Origin of the sequence: Nostoc sp., assembly GCF_036917415.1 — a bacterium.
Taxonomy (GTDB): Bacteria; Cyanobacteriota; Cyanobacteriia; order Cyanobacteriales; family Nostocaceae; genus Nostoc.
Window position 1 is genome coordinate 1 of record NZ_JBALDJ010000024.1, and the last position, 17633, is coordinate 17633.

Consider the following 17633-nt stretch of genomic DNA (forward strand, 5'->3'; position numbering starts at 1 on the left):
TTTGTTATTTCGGCGTACCCATTTGTTATTTCGGCGTACCCATTTGTTATTTCGGCGTACCCATTTGTTATTTCGGCGTACCCATTTGTTATTTCGGCGTACCCATTTGTTATTTCAGCGTACCCATTTGTTATTTCGGCGTACCCATTTGTTATTTCAGCGTACCCATTTGTTATTTCAGCGTACGCAGGTTTTATAGCGTTTCCTAATCATCTGGGGTCTTTCCAAGTCGAGCATCTGGAGTGTGGGGTGTAATGACTGTAAGAATCATAACTAATTATACGGACATGATATAACTTACGGTGTTTTTATAGTCCTCTCAGTTGACTTCTGACTCTTGACTCCTGCCCAAACAGTAAGTGGCTGCCCAACTTGCTTATACAGTAAGCTCTCCAGAATTACACCATTATTGTTAGCGGTGAGAGTTTTATTTGGCTGATGTAGAGACTCATAAAAGCCGTTGTACCAACCTTCTTTAGACTTAAGATTGGCTTGAACGAAATCAAATAACTGGCGGGTATAAGCAGTGTTATAAAGTACATGCCAACCGATCGCAGCTTTGGCACTGAGAAATCGCAAATTGTTGTACTGTTCTCTGGTATCTGCAATGGTTGCCCAAGGTTCTCCGTTGACAAATAGGCTACTGTAAACAAAGTATGGCGGGCGATCTAAGTTGTCTTCGGTGACGGCAGTTAATTGTTTTGTGGCTTCATAACGGGCTGCTTGGGCAGCTAAAATCCGATCGGCATAAGCTTTAGGCAAAGCTTGAAACCCAGTTTCGATGCCATCTAAGATATAGGGTTCGCTAAGAACGTAGTTATTGGCTCCAGAATTTTTATAGTCCCGTTTGTCGTAAGGAATTCCCTGTCCATAAAGATCGACAAAGGCAGTATAAGACTGATAATCTAAAGCTTTGTTAACATCCAAGCCCCAAAGCTTCAAACCATAAGCAGCATAATTCTCATAGCCCAAGCGACCTTCTTGATTGTACTGTTCTTTGCCTTTGATAACGGCAGTACCGTACATTTGGCCATTTGTGGTTAGACGCTTGACTTGCCAGTGTTTCCAAACTGCTGCTGTTTGCGATCGCATTTCTGGATACTTTGCCTCGACAATCTTCAACCAGATTGCCATTCTTCCTAAATCAATGGCTGACCAACCAATTTCTTCCCGTTTTTCTAGTTGACCATAATTAACGGGTACGAGAGTTTTCGCATTGTAAACTTTGTTGGGGAGTTCTCCTTTGTACAAAGGCATTGATGCTAATGTATTCAACATTTTGCTCATTTTGGCTGCAAATTCAGCCGCAGGCACGATATTGAGTTCTCTAGCACTGACTAAGGCTGCGATCGCTGCTGTCTGATCCCACATACTTATAGAGGCAAAGCCATCAACGGAATTAATCAAGCCAGTTTCATCGTTCCAGTTGCGCTGGAAGTATGACCAAGCCTGACGGGCCGTTGTCATTTCTTCTGGGGTCAGTTTTCCAACTCCAGGAGCAGTATAGGGAATTATGGCTACTGTTAATTGGTTCTTAGGAATGGGTTGACCTGGCAAAACTACGGATTTAGCATCAAGGCTGGCAATTATTTCAGCTTCATTTGCAGTAGAGACAGGGGGTTGGGTTTTTTGTGGTTGGGAAACAGTTGGGGATGTTGATGATATTTCAGGTTTTTTTATAGAAGTCTGGGAAAGTTGCTTAGACCAACCATTTAAAATAGCGATCGCGATCGCAGCAGTAAGCACTCCTCCTACAGAAGCTAGTATGGACAAGCTCTTAGGTGGTGGTTGAAAATCAGAACTCATACTGATTAAAGCCTTATTTTGTAAGTCAGGGTTATTTGCGTAATTTCACCAAATACATTCTTCCCAATTTTGAAATCTAACTAACACCCAGAAGTTCAGCCGATGGGAACTATTAAAATTTACATTCCGCCCACTACAATAAAGTAGTCACGCACCCGATCTCTGGAGTTCTAGCAGTGGGCTTATTTGATGATTTGAGTCGGTTTTTAGAAAACCGTTTAGAAGAATTCTTGCGTAACAATCCACATTTGGAGTTAGAGGCGCTGCTAGAACAGCTGCGTGAGCAAGAAGAAGACACATTAAAGCTGATCGCAGATTTAAAATTACAAGAAAAGCGATCGCAAGAAGAAATTCTCTCCACTGCTCAAGAAATTCAGCGTTGGCATATCCGCATTCAAAAAGCCAAAAACGCCAATAGAGAGGATTTGGCGGCGGCGGCGGGTGAGCGAGAAGCAGCCCTGTTGCGCGAAGGAAATCAGCGCTGGGGACACATGCAAGGGCTGAAAGAACGCATTAACCAATCTCAGGAACTACTGCAAAAAATTCAGCAACGACGACAGGAGGTGCAAGCTAAAGCCGCCGAAGCACAGACAGTCCGTGCTAAAGCCCAAACCCAGCAGCGTTTTGAAACCAGTGGCTGGTCGAATCAGACTAGCAGTTATTCTAGTGGGTTTGATGACTTAGAAGAGAAGTTCCGTAGCTGGGAAACTCAGGATGAATTAGAACAAATGAAGCGGAATATGCAGAAGTAGCGCTTATTGGCTAAAATAGTGCATTAGGTGTAGGTTGGGTTTCCTTATGTCAACCCAACCTACAATTTTTTTGCAGCATTTGAATAATGACACGCCAGTAGGGTACGTTACAGCAGTTTTCATGTATTTGAACCACACCTGTTGTAGGGGTGCAAGACCTTGCATACGTGTCAACTTAAGCCGAAAACTATATCAGACAGGCGTTTTGTAAATCTCTCACGCCCTCTCTCTTGGGAGAGGGGCTGGGGGTGAGGGCAAAATGTTTTCACCAAGCGGGTTTAGCGTTAAGTTGACACCAATGAAGGTCTTGCGCCCCTACCGCGTAGTCTATTTACCTACTCTGTTGGTCAAGCAAACCATTCACATTCAGTTAAAAATCGAAGGTTGTGCGAAGCACACCCACATACTGCGTATCATTTCTGTTGTCGTTTTCCGGGTTGAGAATCACCCAAAAACCAGGAGTCACTGAGATGTTGTCATTTAGGCGGTAACGATAAAATGCTTCGATATGGTAAGCGTTATCTTGCTCTTGACGGACATCACTGTTAGAGACATGCGGTGGTATACCAAAGAGAATTCCTGGCAGATTACCTCTACCTCCCACATCAGGAAACGACATACCAATCGCCCCAAACCAGACATTGGCATTGTCACCACTGTTCACAAATAGAGAATCTGTTCCACCCCTACCATTGGAAATATCACTCAAACCAGAGTTCTTGGCATTTGCCCAAATATATCCACCCCAAGCGTGGATTTGGAAATTTGGGGAGAAGCGATAGTATCCCTGTGTGCCGACAATATCGTTGGAAGTAGCAATGTTGTTGCCAAAGGGAGCATTTGACAGGACGCTACCCGTCCCAGCTGCAAGATCGATTACTCCAGCAGGGCTATAACCATGAGAGTAGGCAACACCGATCGCTCCTTGCTTACCATAATAGGCTAAGTGCGCCAGGGCATTGTAGCCGCCATCAAACAAGCCGTTACTAGCCGATGGGACATTGGGACTGCTTGCTAAATACCCCAAGGTGAGAACCAAGTCTTTGGTAATGTTCCAGTTAGCGGCTGCACCGCCGCCACCTCGTCGGAATAAGGGACTGTATGACCCAAAAAGTGAGGGAACTCCATTGCCGTCGTCAGCGATTGTGGGGGGAGTGACAGTGGTTGAAATGTCGGTATAACCAATGCCTGTAGGCCCAACAACGAAGTTAAGGGAATCACTGACTGGGAAGTAATAACGGATGTGGGGGACAAAAAGTGTATCGTTGCTGTCATAATCGAAGTTCAGGCGTGTCATCCCTGTGCCAGTGGCTGCGGCAATTTGGCTGCCAACATTGGACGCAAAGTTGCCAAATTCTAACCGGACTCGCAATAAATCTTTGCCAGTGAAACTGCTCTCAAAGTTGAGACGACCCCGATTTGCAAAGTAGAGATTGGATTCATCGCGATCGCCACCTACTCTATCACCAAAGGTATCACTAATGGCGGTAATAATTTGAGCATTTAACCTGGTAGTAGTGGAAAACTGCTGCGCCTCTAATGTTGCCGTATGTGCCTCTACGGTATCTACTCGTCCGCGCAGAGTTGTCAGTTCTGCGGCAAAGTCTGACTGCAACTTTTGCAGCACTGCTAAATCTTGCTTATTAACTAAATCGCTAGTAGCTGTGGCAATTAACTCATTAATCCGATCCAAACAAGCATTTAAACCTGCGGCAAACTCATAACGGGTTAAGGCACGATTACCGCGATAGGTGGAATTGGGATAACCTGCAATACAGCCGTAGCGTTCCACCAGCGATTGCAATGCACCAAACGCCCAATCGCTTGGTTGTACATCAGAAAACTGGGAAACAGAATTGACTTGTCCCTGCAAATTCCGATTAGCATCTGCTGCATTAGAATCATCTTCTGGAGGTGCTGCCCAAACTGCTGGAATTGCCAAAAATAGGAGAAAAAAGCTATGAAAAATAATTTTTAGCATTGGCTTATAACTTGAAAATGGTTTAATTATGAATTTGTAACTAAATAGATCGCACTTGAACCAAGGCTTTCAGCTTCTAAGCTAATCAGCATTAAAGTTACATATTTCGATCTGAGATTTTAGGTTACTTAAAGCAACGCTATGACTTTTTGCTTCTTTCCCAATAACCAGCTAATTTAAATCCGGGATGCAAATCAATAAACGGCGCATGAAATACCATGCCGGATAAACCAGAATAACAAAGAGCCGTATTGATAGTTTCCATCTTTTTAGTGATTGACTGAAGCGAGAATTTGTATTTAGTTCACTAAATTAATTTGATAAGTTCGTAGTGAGTGACTCTAACCTCATCTAAGCATTAAAGTACTTCCTACGAACTTCCTTAATCGGACAAGGAACAGGGAACATAAAAAAAGGGATAGATAATACTTAGTCTCGTTCAAAAATCAAATACGATTCCTATAGGTTATTACCTAATACCTTTGGGTTAACACTAATTTTTTGTTTGTGAAACTGTACAAAAGCAAGCTTGGTGAGATAAGGGGATTGAGCAACTTTTTCTATGCAACGTCATATCATGTCCGCTTGATTAGTTATTATTCCGGGCATCTATGCAAAAATCTTAAAACCCTCTTTCCCCCAGCTAAGAGTTCCCAGCAAGAACTGCGCTCTTAATGATAAGTCTTTTACCGAACATGATATCACAGGGGCAAAGAAGAGGAATTACTACATATCTTCTAGCTCAATTCCTTTGGTTTCTTTAATAAAAAAGAGAATGAAAAAGAATGAGGTAGCTGCTGCAATTGTATAGAGTCCATAGGCAGAACCTAAACCGAAATATTGCAATATAGGAGGAAATGTTGTGGAAATGAGGAAATTGGCAACCCATTGCATAGCAGCAGCAATCGAAAGTGCGGCGGCTCGAATTTTGTTATTAAACATTTCTCCCAACAGCACCCAAACCACTGGCCCCCAGGAGAAACCGAAGCAAAATACATAGAGGTTGGCTGCGATCAGAGCTATAGTACCTGCACTTCCGGTAAGATTGGGGTTCCCGGCAGCATCGAGGGGAGCATTGCCAAAAAGATAAGCCATCGTCCCCAAGGTAAAGGTCATACCGATTGACCCGATTATGAGTAAGGGTTTGCGGCCAAATTTATCCACAAAGGCGATCGCAATCAGTGTTGTAATAATGTTGACGGCTCCTGTAATCACCGTAATTGATAGGGAATCTTTTTCGGAAAACCCGACAGCACGCCACAAAACGCTGCTGTAGTAGAAGATTACATTAATCCCAACAAATTGCTGTAATACAGATAAGCCTATTCCTATCCAAACAATTGGTAGGAGTCCGCCACTTCTGCTTAAGAGGTCAGAAAACCTGGGTTGGCGTTCGCGAAGCACTGTTTGCCGAATTTCTTCGATTTTTGGCAGTACGTCACCTCCTAAAATCTTGGTCAGAACGTTAGCAGCTTCTGGTTCTCGTCCTTTAGCAACCAAATAACGAGGGGATTCAGGAATTGTTAAAGCGATCATCCCGTAGAATACTGCTGGCGGGACTGCTGTCCAAAACATCCAGCGCCAAGCTGCAACTCCAAACAAAAACGGCGAGTCTGCTGAACCTGCTGACACAGCGATAAAGTAGTCGCTCAATAAGGCGACGAAAATTCCGACTACGATCGCTAATTGTTGCAGAGATCCTAACCTTCCCCGCAAATGGGTGGGAGAACATTCGGCAATGTAAGCTGGCGCGATAACGCTAGCAACGCCGATGCCAATCCCACCTAATAATCGCCAAAAGATAAAATCCCAGATAGTGAAGGCAAACCCAGAGCCAATGGCACTGATAGTAAACAACGCCGAAGCGACCACCATTGCGTTGACTCGACCATAACGGTCTGCAATCTGTCCAGCAAAGAAGGCTCCTACCGCAGACCCCAGCAACGCTAGGGACACTGCTAGCCCTGTTACCCAACTACTGGTATTAAAAGCTTTTGCTAAAGATAAAACCGCGCCGTTGATTACAGCAGTGTCAAAACCGAATAAAAACCCGCCGAGTGCCGCAGCACCAGCAATCAAAATTACATAAAACGTGTTGGCTTTACGACGAACAGTAGTGGAAGACATAGTTTATATATTGGGAATTGGGCATTGGAAGGGGCAGAGGGGAAAGACTGACTGCAACATCTCGTCTGCTCCCTAGTCACTTTCATACTTCAACGTCTAGAACGTCTGCGTAACCGATCGATCATTACTGCCAAAATAATTACTAGTCCTTTGACGACTAGTTGCCAGAAGTAAGATAGGTTCAACAGAGTTAAACCGTTGTTGAGAATAGCAATGATTAATGCACCTAGAAGTGTGCCGCCAATGGTGCCAATACCACCTGTAAAGCTGGTTCCACCTAGAATAACAGCAGCGATCGCATCTAACTCGTAACCAGTACCGACGATGCCACTAGCACTATAAAGACGGCTGCCACTCATTACTCCTGCCAAACCTGCCAGTAATCCACTGACACCATAGACAAATAGCAACACCCGATCGACTTTAATCCCAGTTAATCGTGCTGCTCGCTCGTTACCACCGACTGCATATATTTGCACCCCTAAAACAGTTTGTCGCAGGACAAACCAACTAACTACTATACTCAGTAGCGCAATGATTACCAGCCAAGGAAGGGGGCCGACATAGCTATTGCCTATCCAAGCAAAATTTATGTCACGGTTAATAACCGTTGTACCCTTGGCAACCAAAAAGGCAACACCCCGCAAAGCAGTAAGTGAACCCAGGGTGACAATAAAAGGTGGCACATCCAAAAAAGTGATCAGAGCGCCGTTAATTAAACCCAAAAGCAATCCTGCAAGCAAACCAGCAGGCACAGCGGCCCAACCTATAGCCGGAAGTAGCGATACCAGCAACGTAACTACGGCAGAAACAGCCAATATTGACCCAACTGAAAGGTCAATACCTCCAGTCAGAATTACAAACGTCATTCCCGTTGCCAGCACAATATTGATTGATGCCTGACGCAATATATTAACGATATTCGCGCCTGTGAGGAAGCTGGGAGAAAGGAATGTAAATAAGATGCAAATAATTATTAGAATCGGCAGAATACCTGCAACCTCAAGCAGAGTGCTGATTGATTTGCGGTTGCGCTGCGTTGAATTCTTGTCTACTCTATTATTGGCTGGTCTTACTGTCTGACTCATGATGCTGGTACCTCCGATGCTCCTGTTGCATAGTGCATAATTTTTTCTTGGGTAATTTCTTTACCAAGACTGCCGTCAAGTTCGCCCACTAGCTGCCCTTCTCGCATCACTAAGACGCGATCGCTCAAGCCCACAACCTCCGGTAGTTCGCTGGAAACCATCAGAACCGCAACGCCTTGTGCTGCTAACTCGCTGATAATTCGGTAAATTTCGCTTTTGGCACCGATATCTACGCCGCGTGTCGGCTCATCCAACATCAGTACTCTCGGCTTAATCGCTAACCAACGCGCCAATAGTAGCTTCTGCTGATTACCACCAGAAAGATCCACGGCTCTGATTTCCAAATTCGCCAGCCGGATATTGAAGTCTTCCACAGCTTGCGTCGCCAAGAGATTGACTGAACTCCAGTTGACGACACCAGCCTTTGCATCCTGCTTGAGTGTGTTAATGGCAATATTCTTACGAGAACTCATCTCCAGAAATAAACCCTGATCTTTGCGGTCTTCCGGGACGTAACCAATTCCAGCATTAATCGCATCACCGGGGCTATTAATATTAAGTTTCATGCCATTGAGGAAGACTTCACCACTTGCCTTGCGATCGGCACCAAAAATCAGCCGGGATACCTCTGTGCGTCCTGCACCAACCAGCCCCGCTAGACCGACAATTTCGCCAGCGCGAAGTTGAAAACTAGTTGGCTCAACTTTGCGTCCATCACTGATATTTCTGACTTCCAATACCACTGAACCGGGATTGGTTTGCCGTTGATGTTCGTAAAAGTCCTGCATCGAGCGACCAACCATCATCTGCACCAATCGCTGTGCAGAAATTTCATCCCGCGTGAGACTCCCAATGTATTGACCATCGCGCAGCACGCTAATCCGGTCAGCCAACGCATATATTTCTTCCATGCGGTGACTGATGTAGATAATGGCAATGCCGTCGCTTTTTAGTCTGCGAATTACCTCAAACAAGCGCTCTGTTTCGCGGTCAGATAGTGCTGCTGTTGGCTCGTCCATAACCAAAACGCGGCTATTGTCCTTCAGCGCCCGCGCAATTTCCACCTGCTGTTGTTCGGCGACCACCAAGCTACCAACCACTGTTTGTGGTGTAAAACTGGCTCCGAGGCTTTGAAGCACTTTCTGTGCTTCCAGTTCCATACCTTTGCGGTCTAAAAGCTGACCTCGGCGCAACTCGCTACCCATAAAAATATTTTCGGCAACGGTTAAATTAGGTGCAACGTTCAGTTCTTGATAAATGAGATTGATACCTGCCTTGCGTGCTGAAGCCGGATCGGTAATTTTTATAGGACTACCGTTGATGCGAATCTCGCCTTCATCGGCAATGTAAGCCCCAGCAAGGATCTTCATCAATGTGCTTTTGCCTGCTCCGTTCTCACCCATGAGGGCGTGAACCTCTCCTGGGTAAATCGTGAGATTGACATTTTGCAGAGCAGGTACACCATTAAATCGTTTACCAATCCCTTGCATTTCTAATACAGGGGTAGCGGTTGGTACATGAGGAAAAGAGGTTTCAATACTTGTTGTCATTAGCTGTACCTGTAAAAAAAATTGAAAATTTGCGTTTTTTGAGTTAAAAATTCCCGAAAATCATATTTGATGTGAAATGAAAGCCGTTACAAAATCATCTTTAGTAGGACTTACGCAAAATATGAAAAAACGAACCGCCAAGTACGCCAAGTGCGCCAAGCAATAAGAGTTACAGAGAGTTTTTGCCTAAGTCCTGTTTAGAAAACTTACCACTGACGATCGCTGACTTTCACAATTTTGATTACTTACCAACCTTTCTCTGTGTTAATGTTGTCTTTTGTAATCAGCTTGGGTGTCAGCAGAATGGTGGGACTACTAGGTTTTTTACCATGCAAGATGTCGTTACCAACCTTAACTGCTTCTGTAGCCATACCTCTAGGATTTTGAGTAGCAGTCGCAGCATATATACCATTTTTGTCAGCGATCGCTTTGATTGCTTCTGGCGCACCATCAACCCCAACAATAAAGAAATCTTTACGTCGTGCTTGGTTAGCTGCTAGTTCTGCTCCTACCCCACTCGGATCGTTGATCGCAAAAACAGCATCAATTTTCGGAAAGGTTGTCAGCAAATCAGTCATGACTCTAAGTCCTCCATCCCTACTCCCTTCTGCATTCTGGTTTTTAGAGAGTATTTTTAGATCGGGATATTTGGACAATACCTTTTCGCAACCACTAACTCGTTGAAGCACCGATTCCACCGGAGGGCCGTTAACTATGACTACATTGCCTTTGCCTTTGAGGCGGTCAGCAATATATTGGCAACCCAGTTCTCCAGCTTTGATATTGTTAGTCGTAATGGTGGCATCCACACCCCCATCAGCACCTGTATCTACCGCGATCACAATTTTGCCTGCAAGTTTTGCCCTTTCAACTGCTGGCTGAATGCCACTTTTATCAGCAGCATTCAGAACAATGATGTCAGTATTCGCCGCAATGAAATTTTCAATTTGATTGGTTTGTTGGTTGAGGTCATAGGCACTGGAAGCGACAATAACTTTGACATCATTACCCCCAAATTTCTTCGCTGCTGCCTCAACTGCCTGCCCCATAACGACGAAGAAGGGGTTACTTAGATCGCCAACGGTGAAGCCAACTGCTCGTAATTTTGCATCCCCAGTGACACCCTTACTCGCTGCACTAGTATTGGTATCAGAGTTAGTAGCGGTGTTGCCATTTTGAGAGTTATTTGTGCAACCAATAACAGTACTACTGAGCAGACCTAATATGCTAGCTGCGATCGCAATTTTTTTCACATTCATATATCTCCTCAAGGTGATTAAATACTTACTTACCAGCCTTCGTAAGTGCTGAGGTTGTCTCTGGTGACTAACTTGACTGGAATTAGAATCTCGGAATCACTAGGTTTTTTGCCCTGGATTAGATCGTTGCCAATCTCAACTGCTTTTTGCGCCATCGCTGCTGGATTTTGAGCAGCAGTTGCCGCAAATACACCATCTTTGTCTTCCATTGCTTTGGTTGCATCTGGTGAACCGTCAACCCCAACAATAAAGAATTCTTTGCGTCTTCCTTGCCTAGCTGCTAAATCTGCGCCTATACCGCTTTGATCGTTAGTGGCAAAAACGGCATCAATTTTGGGGAAAGTTGTGAGCAAATCGCTCATGACTCTAAGTCCTCCATCCCTAGTCCCTTCGGCGTTTTGGTCTGAGATGATTTTTATGTCAGGATATTTAGATAATGAATTCTTACAACCACTCACTCGCTGATTGATTGAGTCCATCGGCGTACCGTTGAGAATGACTACACTACCTTGACCTTTGAGGCGATCGGCAATATATTGGCAAGCAACCTCACCAGCTTGGGTATTGTTGGAACTAATCATCGCATCCACATCTGCATCAACGGCTGAATCTACTGCAATCACAACCCTACCTGCAAGCCTTGCTTGATCGATAACTGGTTTAACTCCTTTTTTGTCAACAGCGCTGAGGATAATTAGATCGGTATTCGCAGCCGTAAAATTTTCGATTTGGTTGCTTTGTTGGTTTAGGTCAAAGGCACTGGAAACCGCATTAACTCTGATATTACCCCCAATTTTCTGGGCTTGTGTCTCAGTTCCTTTCTGCACTGCATTATAGAAGGGATTGCCTAAGTCACCCAAAGCTACACCGATTGTTTGCAATTTTCTATTTGGAGTACCAAGATTCTCTGCACTTATATTAGTAGCCTTGTTATTAGTATTAGTAGCAGTGTTGTTATTTTGAGCGCCATTTGTGCAACCAACAACCGCGAAACCTAATATACCAACTATGAGCGAGATTCTCTTCATATTCATCTATTTATAACAACGGATTTAAATTTGAAAAAGGTCAGCATAATAATATAAATTTGCACAGTCATCACAATCTAAACTAGGTCTGAAATCTTTAGACTTAACCTAGTGATACTACTAGCTTTTGTAATTCTGACTCTAAAGGTCTTATGACTTGACGTAATTGGAGTTACTGCTATTCGTTTCACGAAACTAGATGTTTTATTTTTAAAGTAAAACTAGGAACACTACACTACTTCAAATAATTACATTATTTGTTAGTGAAATTACTTCGATAGTAGATAGTCTGAAAAGACCTTTTAAGTGAAACTTCCAGAAATTAGTTTTCTTAAAATTGCAAAGCTTTATTTTGTTTTGACTTATTTAAGTTTATCCTGATCGCTGGCAAAAATTATTTTTCTTTATCGAACTTTACAAACAAAAAAGCATTTATATCTCCTTAAACGTCATCTAAAGTGTTCATAGTAAAGCATTCGTAGTAATCAATAAATTTAAGATTGATGAAAATGTTGAAATTGGTAACATTTCGCGATCAATCTACTTGCGAAAAGAGCGGATTATGAGATTTTTTTTTGATTTTGAATGCTAGATTTTGAGAAATGTAAACATTCTTTGGTTAGATTTTCTAAATTCACTCAAATCTGCTTGCCAAGAGTACTTGCTTGTTATTACTCATCTATCACTTGAAGAGAATAGAGGATTAAACAAGATAATATTTCTCCACTTGATTTAGGAACCAAAATATTTGCGACCTTTTTTATGCTTTCACATCTGAATTTTAATTCCTAAATTGATATACTTTTATGCAGTTTAAAACTTTAATGTTGCGGGCAAATATTTAGCCACCAAATCTTCATAGTATGGTTTTGATTTCTGCCAATCAGGAGGAATAGGGTTTTTTGAATACAAATCGTAGGGATTGAATAAACGTACCCATTTAAACATTTCTCGATCGTGTTTATCCATCAAATGTTCATACGCATTTTCACGATGTTGAGGATAAAAAGAGTGATAGCGAAGCATATACAATGCAGGTTCGGGCAAATAATTTTTCATCATCTGATAAAAATACTCATCATGCCCCCATGACATATGTACATTACTCAATCCACAGTTAGGCTCATAAATGCCATATTTAGTGTTGTAATCGAGGTTCTTATAATCAGGATTTTCTTTAAAGAATTCTGAGAAAACAATCTTATCAGAAAATGCACAACCTACAGGATAAGTATCTCCGACGGTTGCCCATTGAGGTTCACCAAATAGACAAAGTACTTTCCCCATATCGTGAAAGAAGCCAGTAAGTACCATCCAGTCAGGATGACCATCGGCGCGAATAGCTTCTGATGTTTGCAATAGATGTTGTAACTGATCCATGTCTGTATCAGGATCGGAATCATCAACCAATTGATTTAAAAATTCGACCGCATCCCAAACAGACATTTCTTTTTTATCAAACTTTAAAAATTCTTTTTCTTTTTGAAGTACAAAATTATGTGTTTGATTAATATGATTTAACCGATAAAACTCTTTCACCGTATCTCTAATAATCGTTTCGTAATTCCTATATTCTTCGGGAGTTTTACCTTCTTTAACTATGTTATCTGGATCGGGATAGCGATTGAGTAAGTCTTCTTCCCATTCTTCTAGTGAATGTAAGGGATTGTTTTGAATCTGAAGAATGGCATTATTTAGAGCTTGAGACATATCTTCTTACTTGTCGATATTGTATTTGTTAAATGCTACTTTTCCACTCTCTTATTATGCACAGGTGTGCAAAACCTGTCTTGGACTTATTTATTATTTTTGCACACGTGTGCAAAAATAATATTAAGTTTCATTTCGTCTTTGCATACCTATTGCCCACACCAAATGTCTTATCCGACCTGTTTGGTTCAGAATACAAATGGTGCTTTTGTTTTTTGCACATCCGTGCATGAATTTACTCAATATAAGCTAATCTTTTGTTTTACACACGTGTATAAAAGTTATACTTATTAATTTCTCTGTCTGATTCAACCAGCCTAGTATCAATTTGTCAATTGTACAGTAGTGGAATACTTAACAAGATTAGCCAACTCTTGTAACTGGTTTATCGCTTCTGCACCTTCTAACTTCATTAATTCGCGATCGTCCCACAATTCCATCCAAGTAATCCCATAATCTGACACTAAAAACCGAATCAGGTGCTTTTCTTTCAGGCTAACCAGAAATGAAGCACTTTTCATTTGGTCGCCGCATGTATAACAAGACGCAGTATAACCACGCCGCTCAAGTATAATTGTCAAGGCTTGCAGGTTCATTACCAAGTCTTGGACGAATTGCTGATGTTGTTGGGCTAATCTTATAAACACTAGTTTTCTCCTACCATTACAGTTATCTGCTTGCTTTGATATTTCTTTAGATTTATATCTGATGTGATTTAGTTACCAAAAGTTCGTGTTTTTCTAGATACGTGATTAATCTTAATATTACGGTTGTCACCAATAAGCTAAATTTCCAAAGCCATTCTAATGTTTTGGACAATTATCTGGGGTGGCTGTGCAATATCCATACATAGAGTATCTACTGGTTCTTCAAGTGTATAAAACTGGCTATCGAGCATTTTTTCGCTCATGTAATGATTGCTACGTTCTTGCAAGCGCATTTGAATCAACTCATAAGACCCTTTGAGGTAAACTAGCTTGATGCGATCGCTATCCAATACCAAAAATTGCCGATAGCTATCTTTTAAAGCCGAACACGCCAGCACCACATTTTTTTTTTCTTGCAGCCAATGTTTTATGGCTGTTTGCAAATCTTGTAACCAAGGCATCCTGTCATCTTCACTCAGAGGGATACCACGCCGCATTTTCTCAACATTCTCTGGCGAGTGGAAAGTATCAGCGTCGCTAAATTCCCATTCTAAAGAGTCTGCTAGCAGTTTTCCGATGGTGGTTTTCCCAGAACCAGAGACGCCCATTAAGAGGATAATCATTTTTTTCTTAATAAAAGTTCAACTAATTCGGAATTTGTAATTGGTAACTTGTAATTGTAATCATGGACAGAGGTAAAAGTGAGAACTTTTAACTCTTTTCCATACAAAATGTGAGTTGTATTATCTCTTGACAAATAACGATTATTTTCTATAATACATACAAATGCACACGTGTGCAAAAATTAAAAGCTAAGATAAAATAATGAATAAACGAAGAATTTCAATTGAAGATATTGCTCGCAGAGCAGGCGTTTCTCATTCTACAGTTTCACGTGCTTTGCGAGATAACGCTCTCATTAGCCCGAAAGTGCGAGAAGAAATTAAGCGACTGGCGCAGGAGATGAGTTATGTGCCAAATGCTATTGCTCAAAGTTTGCAAAATAAACGTACTAATACCATTGGTGTAGTAGTAACTTTAATTTCTGATCCCTTTTTTGCAGAGGTGGTAGAGGGAATCGAAAAGATAGCCAAACCAGCAGGTTTGAGTGTTTTGTTGAGTGCTTCACACCGAGATATTGAGCAGGAAATGGCAGCTATTGATACCTTTCATCGCCGGAGAGTGGACGGGATATTAATAGCCGACTCGCGAATTAGTAAACAGCATACTAAACAACTTACACAAATTGCTGTACCAACAGTTCTGATTAATAGCCAGACTGAAAATCAATCCGAAATATTTCACTCAGTAGCAATAGACGATCGCTTGGGTGCTAAATTAGCCACAGAGCATCTAATTAGTTTAGGACACACCGCTATTGGTTATCTGGGTGTAGGCGATCGCAGCAGGTCAAACCAGCAGCGCCTAGAAGGATATCAAATGGCCCTTGCTGAGGCTGGTATCCCACAAAATACTGATTGGGTTTCAATTAGTGACGAATATGATACCAGAACCAGCGATGTTAGCACTGGGCAAAATATGCTATCTAAACTCTTGACTGCGGAAGTTACAGGCATCTTTTGTTACAACGATATGGTAGCAATTGGCGCTTTGTTAGCTTGCCAAGAATTAGGTATTTTAGTACCGCGAAATCTAAGCCTTGTCGGATTTGATGGTATTGCTCTGGGTTGTTACGTTACGCCACCACTAACTACAGTTAGCCAGCCAATGTTAGAAATTGGTGGCATAGCCATGCAAATGTTACTCGATTTATTAGAAGAAAAAACTGTGGAAAACCGCGTTTTATCTCCTTTTTTAGTACAGCGTGGTAGTAGTGCAGCACTATTAACAATTTAAAATTTAAAACAATTTATATCAGAAATTTTAATCAAACAAAAATTATGTTAACTAAAAAACCGAGTTTATCTGCCGATCGCTGTTTTTCCCCAGAACCAGTTCAAAGACGATTAGCCCATCAATTTTTTGGCGTTGCATATCTGCGTTACCTCTAGTCTGCCCACACGGTCATGTAGATCCAGCTTTGTTAGCTAATAGACATCTCCGATAAATATCAAAGCCTTGGTGTGACTAGCTTATAGGGTGCAAATGCAAGCATTGCTAATCAGCTAGTCTATACGAAAAAGTAAAGGCTTGAGATATTTGTTGTAGAGAATAAGACAAAAATATATGGTGATGTGCGTTAATTTTAGATTATGCGATCGCGTGGATTTCTGGTGGTAATACAAGTGCCCCAATTCGGAGTCTTACTAGCCCACAAATTGTCAAAATTACTTGCTCATATTTTTTGGGCTTTAACCGAAATCTTTCTTGAACAACTCGAAATATTTTGACAGAACGAATTCTATGTTCCACAAAGATTTGTTTAGCAGAAAATTCCTTGTTCTGTGACTTTTGTTCTGTTGTTAATTCTCGACTTCTTGGTTTTTTAATTGGAGTGGTAATTAGCTCTTCCCCTTGATAAGCTAAATCCCCCTTAAATTTTTGCTTTGGGTCAAAGTGTTCACGATTTTCTCTAAAGATTGTTATATCACTTTTCGGTCCAGGTTCACCAGCTGTAACATCAACGATATCTTTGCCATCTGGTAAGATAATCATCTGACTTTTAAATGTATGATCGCTCTCCTTTCCTGAATAATATTTTTCTTGCTCTTGATTGTCCCCAGGTCTTTCTCTGACTTGTTCATAGCTATCTACAATTAATTCATACTCTGTGAGTATGTCTTTAACTACTTCATAATCAGACTCTTTTTTTTTACTTGTTCAATTAAACTGGATGGCAACACCTCTCTGAGTAATGGCAACCAGTAATTAAATGTATCGTTTGCTGTAGATTCACTTACTCCAAACTGGATGCCAAGAAGTTGAAATGTTGTCATGTGTCTGAGATAAACCAATGTTAAGATTATTTGTTCTTCAACAGATAATTTTGGTTTTCTACCTCCACCGCCAGCAATAATTCTCACCTTTTTGGATTCTAATAAATCTTGTTTTTTATGGTGTAATGCTTCCGCATTTTGGATTAATTGCTGTAACTGTTCATACCCCAGACCAATTAATCTCTGTGTTTCTTTAGGATTCTCTTCAATGTGATTCAGTATGTCGCTCATGTTTTTGTGTTAAAAAAGCTCTTTGATGTTCTTTTACCACAGAACGTTACTATTTTGGAGATGTCTACTTAATTGGTACTCTACTACCTTGTCAGGTTTTTGGTCAAGCAATGGTGGAAAGAAGTCAGCCTCATGGTTGCATTGTGAATATTTCTTCTATGTCTGCCATTCGAGCGATTAGCCGTGTGGTTGGCTACTCAGCCGCGAAAGCTGGGATAGATAACTTTACTCGCTGGCTAGCTGTAGAACTCGCCCAAAAGTATGGTGATGGAATGCGAGTAAATGCGATCGCACCAGGTTTTTTTATTGGGGAACAAAATCGAGATTTACTTCTAAATTCTGATGGTAGTTTGACCGTTCGCGGGCAAAAAATTATTGACCATACCCCCGCCGGACGTTTCGGAAAACCAGATGAATTACTCAGCACTTTAATCTGGTTATGTAGTTCTGGTTCTAGTTTTGTTAACGGGGTAGTTGTGCCGGTAGATGGTGGATTTAGTATCTACAGTGGAGTTTAATCATGTATTCATATCATGTCCGCTTGATTAGTTATTATT

General features: G+C 41.7%; 16 protein-coding genes. 4 read left to right on the top strand and 12 right to left on the bottom strand.

Translation table 11 applies throughout. From position 1 onward, the window contains the following. Positions 1-199, top strand: a 199-nt coding sequence (locus V7K41_RS02910) for a hypothetical protein (protein WP_334845646.1), incomplete at its 5' end; no start/stop codon positions are given. Positions 200-297: 98 nt separating this feature from the next. On the opposite strand, the gene V7K41_RS02915 is transcribed toward V7K41_RS02910, so the two are convergent. Further along, entirely contained in the window at positions 298-1806 is a 1509-nt protein-coding gene (locus V7K41_RS02915) for a DUF3131 domain-containing protein (protein ID WP_334845647.1), read from the bottom strand. 176 nt (positions 1807-1982) lie between these two features. On the opposite strand from V7K41_RS02915, the gene V7K41_RS02920 reads away from it, so the two are divergent. Further along, positions 1983-2558 (top strand): TIGR04376 family protein, encoded by a 576-nt coding sequence (locus V7K41_RS02920; protein ID WP_292775396.1) that lies wholly within the window; start codon positions 1983-1985, stop codon positions 2556-2558. Positions 2559-2928: 370 nt separating this feature from the next. Here V7K41_RS02920 and V7K41_RS02925 read toward each other — a convergent pair whose 3' ends face one another. The 9 genes from V7K41_RS02925 to V7K41_RS02965 form a co-directional block, all read right to left on the bottom strand. Further along, positions 2929-4539 (bottom strand): iron uptake porin, encoded by a 1611-nt coding sequence (locus tag V7K41_RS02925; RefSeq protein WP_334845648.1) that lies wholly within the window; start codon positions 4537-4539, stop codon positions 2929-2931. A gap of 726 nt (positions 4540-5265) precedes the next feature. After that, positions 5266-6666 carry a sugar porter family MFS transporter gene (locus V7K41_RS02930; RefSeq protein WP_334845649.1) on the bottom strand — a complete coding sequence of 467 codons (1401 nt, stop codon included), beginning with the start codon at positions 6664-6666 and terminating at the stop codon, positions 5266-5268. Positions 6667-6755: 89 nt separating this feature from the next. Continuing rightward, positions 6756-7754 (bottom strand): ABC transporter permease subunit, encoded by a 999-nt coding sequence (locus V7K41_RS02935; protein WP_334845650.1) that lies wholly within the window; start codon positions 7752-7754, stop codon positions 6756-6758. Next, positions 7751-9304 (bottom strand): sugar ABC transporter ATP-binding protein, encoded by a 1554-nt coding sequence (locus V7K41_RS02940; protein WP_334845651.1) that lies wholly within the window; start codon positions 9302-9304, stop codon positions 7751-7753. Before V7K41_RS02940 ends, V7K41_RS02935 begins: the two co-directional genes overlap by 4 nt. Positions 9305-9549: 245 nt before the next feature. After that, positions 9550-10563: an ABC transporter substrate-binding protein gene (locus tag V7K41_RS02945; protein ID WP_334845652.1), complete on the bottom strand. Its 1014-nt coding sequence runs from the start codon at positions 10561-10563 to the stop codon at positions 9550-9552. Positions 10564-10592: 29 nt separating this feature from the next. Beyond that, the gene (locus V7K41_RS02950; RefSeq protein WP_334845653.1) at positions 10593-11597 is read right to left on the bottom strand and encodes a substrate-binding domain-containing protein; all 1005 of its coding nucleotides are present in this window, start codon (positions 11595-11597) and stop codon (positions 10593-10595) included. Positions 11598-12404: 807 nt separating this feature from the next. After that, complete coding sequence (locus V7K41_RS02955; protein WP_334845654.1) at positions 12405-13301, bottom strand: inositol oxygenase family protein; 897 nt, start codon at positions 13299-13301, stop codon at positions 12405-12407. 323 nt (positions 13302-13624) lie between these two features. Next, complete coding sequence (locus V7K41_RS02960) at positions 13625-13948, bottom strand: DUF1815 family protein (RefSeq protein WP_334845655.1); 324 nt, start codon at positions 13946-13948, stop codon at positions 13625-13627. A gap of 137 nt (positions 13949-14085) precedes the next feature. Further along, positions 14086-14571, bottom strand: coding sequence for a gluconokinase (locus V7K41_RS02965; protein WP_334845656.1), 486 nt, complete (start codon positions 14569-14571; stop codon positions 14086-14088). A 202-nt stretch (positions 14572-14773) separates the two neighbouring features. Between V7K41_RS02965 and V7K41_RS02970 the strand changes: the two genes are divergently transcribed. Continuing rightward, a complete protein-coding gene (locus V7K41_RS02970; RefSeq protein WP_334845657.1) occupies positions 14774-15805 on the top strand; it encodes a LacI family DNA-binding transcriptional regulator in 1032 nt (343 codons plus the stop codon). A 354-nt stretch (positions 15806-16159) separates the two neighbouring features. Here V7K41_RS02970 and V7K41_RS02975 read toward each other — a convergent pair whose 3' ends face one another. Both V7K41_RS02975 and V7K41_RS02980 read right to left on the bottom strand, forming a co-directional pair. Further along, positions 16160-16687, bottom strand: coding sequence for an HARBI1 family protein (locus tag V7K41_RS02975; RefSeq protein WP_334845704.1), 528 nt, complete (start codon positions 16685-16687; stop codon positions 16160-16162). A gap of 8 nt (positions 16688-16695) precedes the next feature. Then, positions 16696-17076 carry a helix-turn-helix domain-containing protein gene (locus tag V7K41_RS02980; RefSeq protein WP_334845658.1) on the bottom strand — a complete coding sequence of 127 codons (381 nt, stop codon included), beginning with the start codon at positions 17074-17076 and terminating at the stop codon, positions 16696-16698. Between the two features lie 71 nt (positions 17077-17147). Between V7K41_RS02980 and V7K41_RS02985 the strand changes: the two genes are divergently transcribed. Next, complete coding sequence (locus tag V7K41_RS02985) at positions 17148-17594, top strand: SDR family oxidoreductase (protein ID WP_334845705.1); 447 nt, start codon at positions 17148-17150, stop codon at positions 17592-17594. The last annotated feature ends 39 nt before the right edge of the window (positions 17595-17633 follow it).

Coding starts and splice junctions, on each gene's coding strand:
- V7K41_RS02950 (WP_334845653.1), bottom strand. CDS start 11,597: ATGAATATGAAGAGAATCTCGCTCATAGTTGGTATATTAGGTTTCGCG.
- V7K41_RS02940 (WP_334845651.1), bottom strand. CDS start 9,304: ATGACAACAAGTATTGAAACCTCTTTTCCTCATGTACCAACCGCTACC.
- V7K41_RS02945 (WP_334845652.1), bottom strand. CDS start 10,563: ATGAATGTGAAAAAAATTGCGATCGCAGCTAGCATATTAGGTCTGCTC.
- V7K41_RS02935 (WP_334845650.1), bottom strand. CDS start 7,754: ATGAGTCAGACAGTAAGACCAGCCAATAATAGAGTAGACAAGAATTCA.
- V7K41_RS02930 (WP_334845649.1), bottom strand. CDS start 6,666: ATGTCTTCCACTACTGTTCGTCGTAAAGCCAACACGTTTTATGTAATT.
- V7K41_RS02925 (WP_334845648.1), bottom strand. CDS start 4,539: ATGCTAAAAATTATTTTTCATAGCTTTTTTCTCCTATTTTTGGCAATT.
- V7K41_RS02915 (WP_334845647.1), bottom strand. CDS start 1,806: ATGAGTTCTGATTTTCAACCACCACCTAAGAGCTTGTCCATACTAGCT.
- V7K41_RS02980 (WP_334845658.1), bottom strand. CDS start 17,076: ATGAGCGACATACTGAATCACATTGAAGAGAATCCTAAAGAAACACAG.
- V7K41_RS02970 (WP_334845657.1), top strand. CDS start 14,774: ATGAATAAACGAAGAATTTCAATTGAAGATATTGCTCGCAGAGCAGGC.
- V7K41_RS02955 (WP_334845654.1), bottom strand. CDS start 13,301: ATGTCTCAAGCTCTAAATAATGCCATTCTTCAGATTCAAAACAATCCC.
- V7K41_RS02965 (WP_334845656.1), bottom strand. CDS start 14,571: ATGATTATCCTCTTAATGGGCGTCTCTGGTTCTGGGAAAACCACCATC.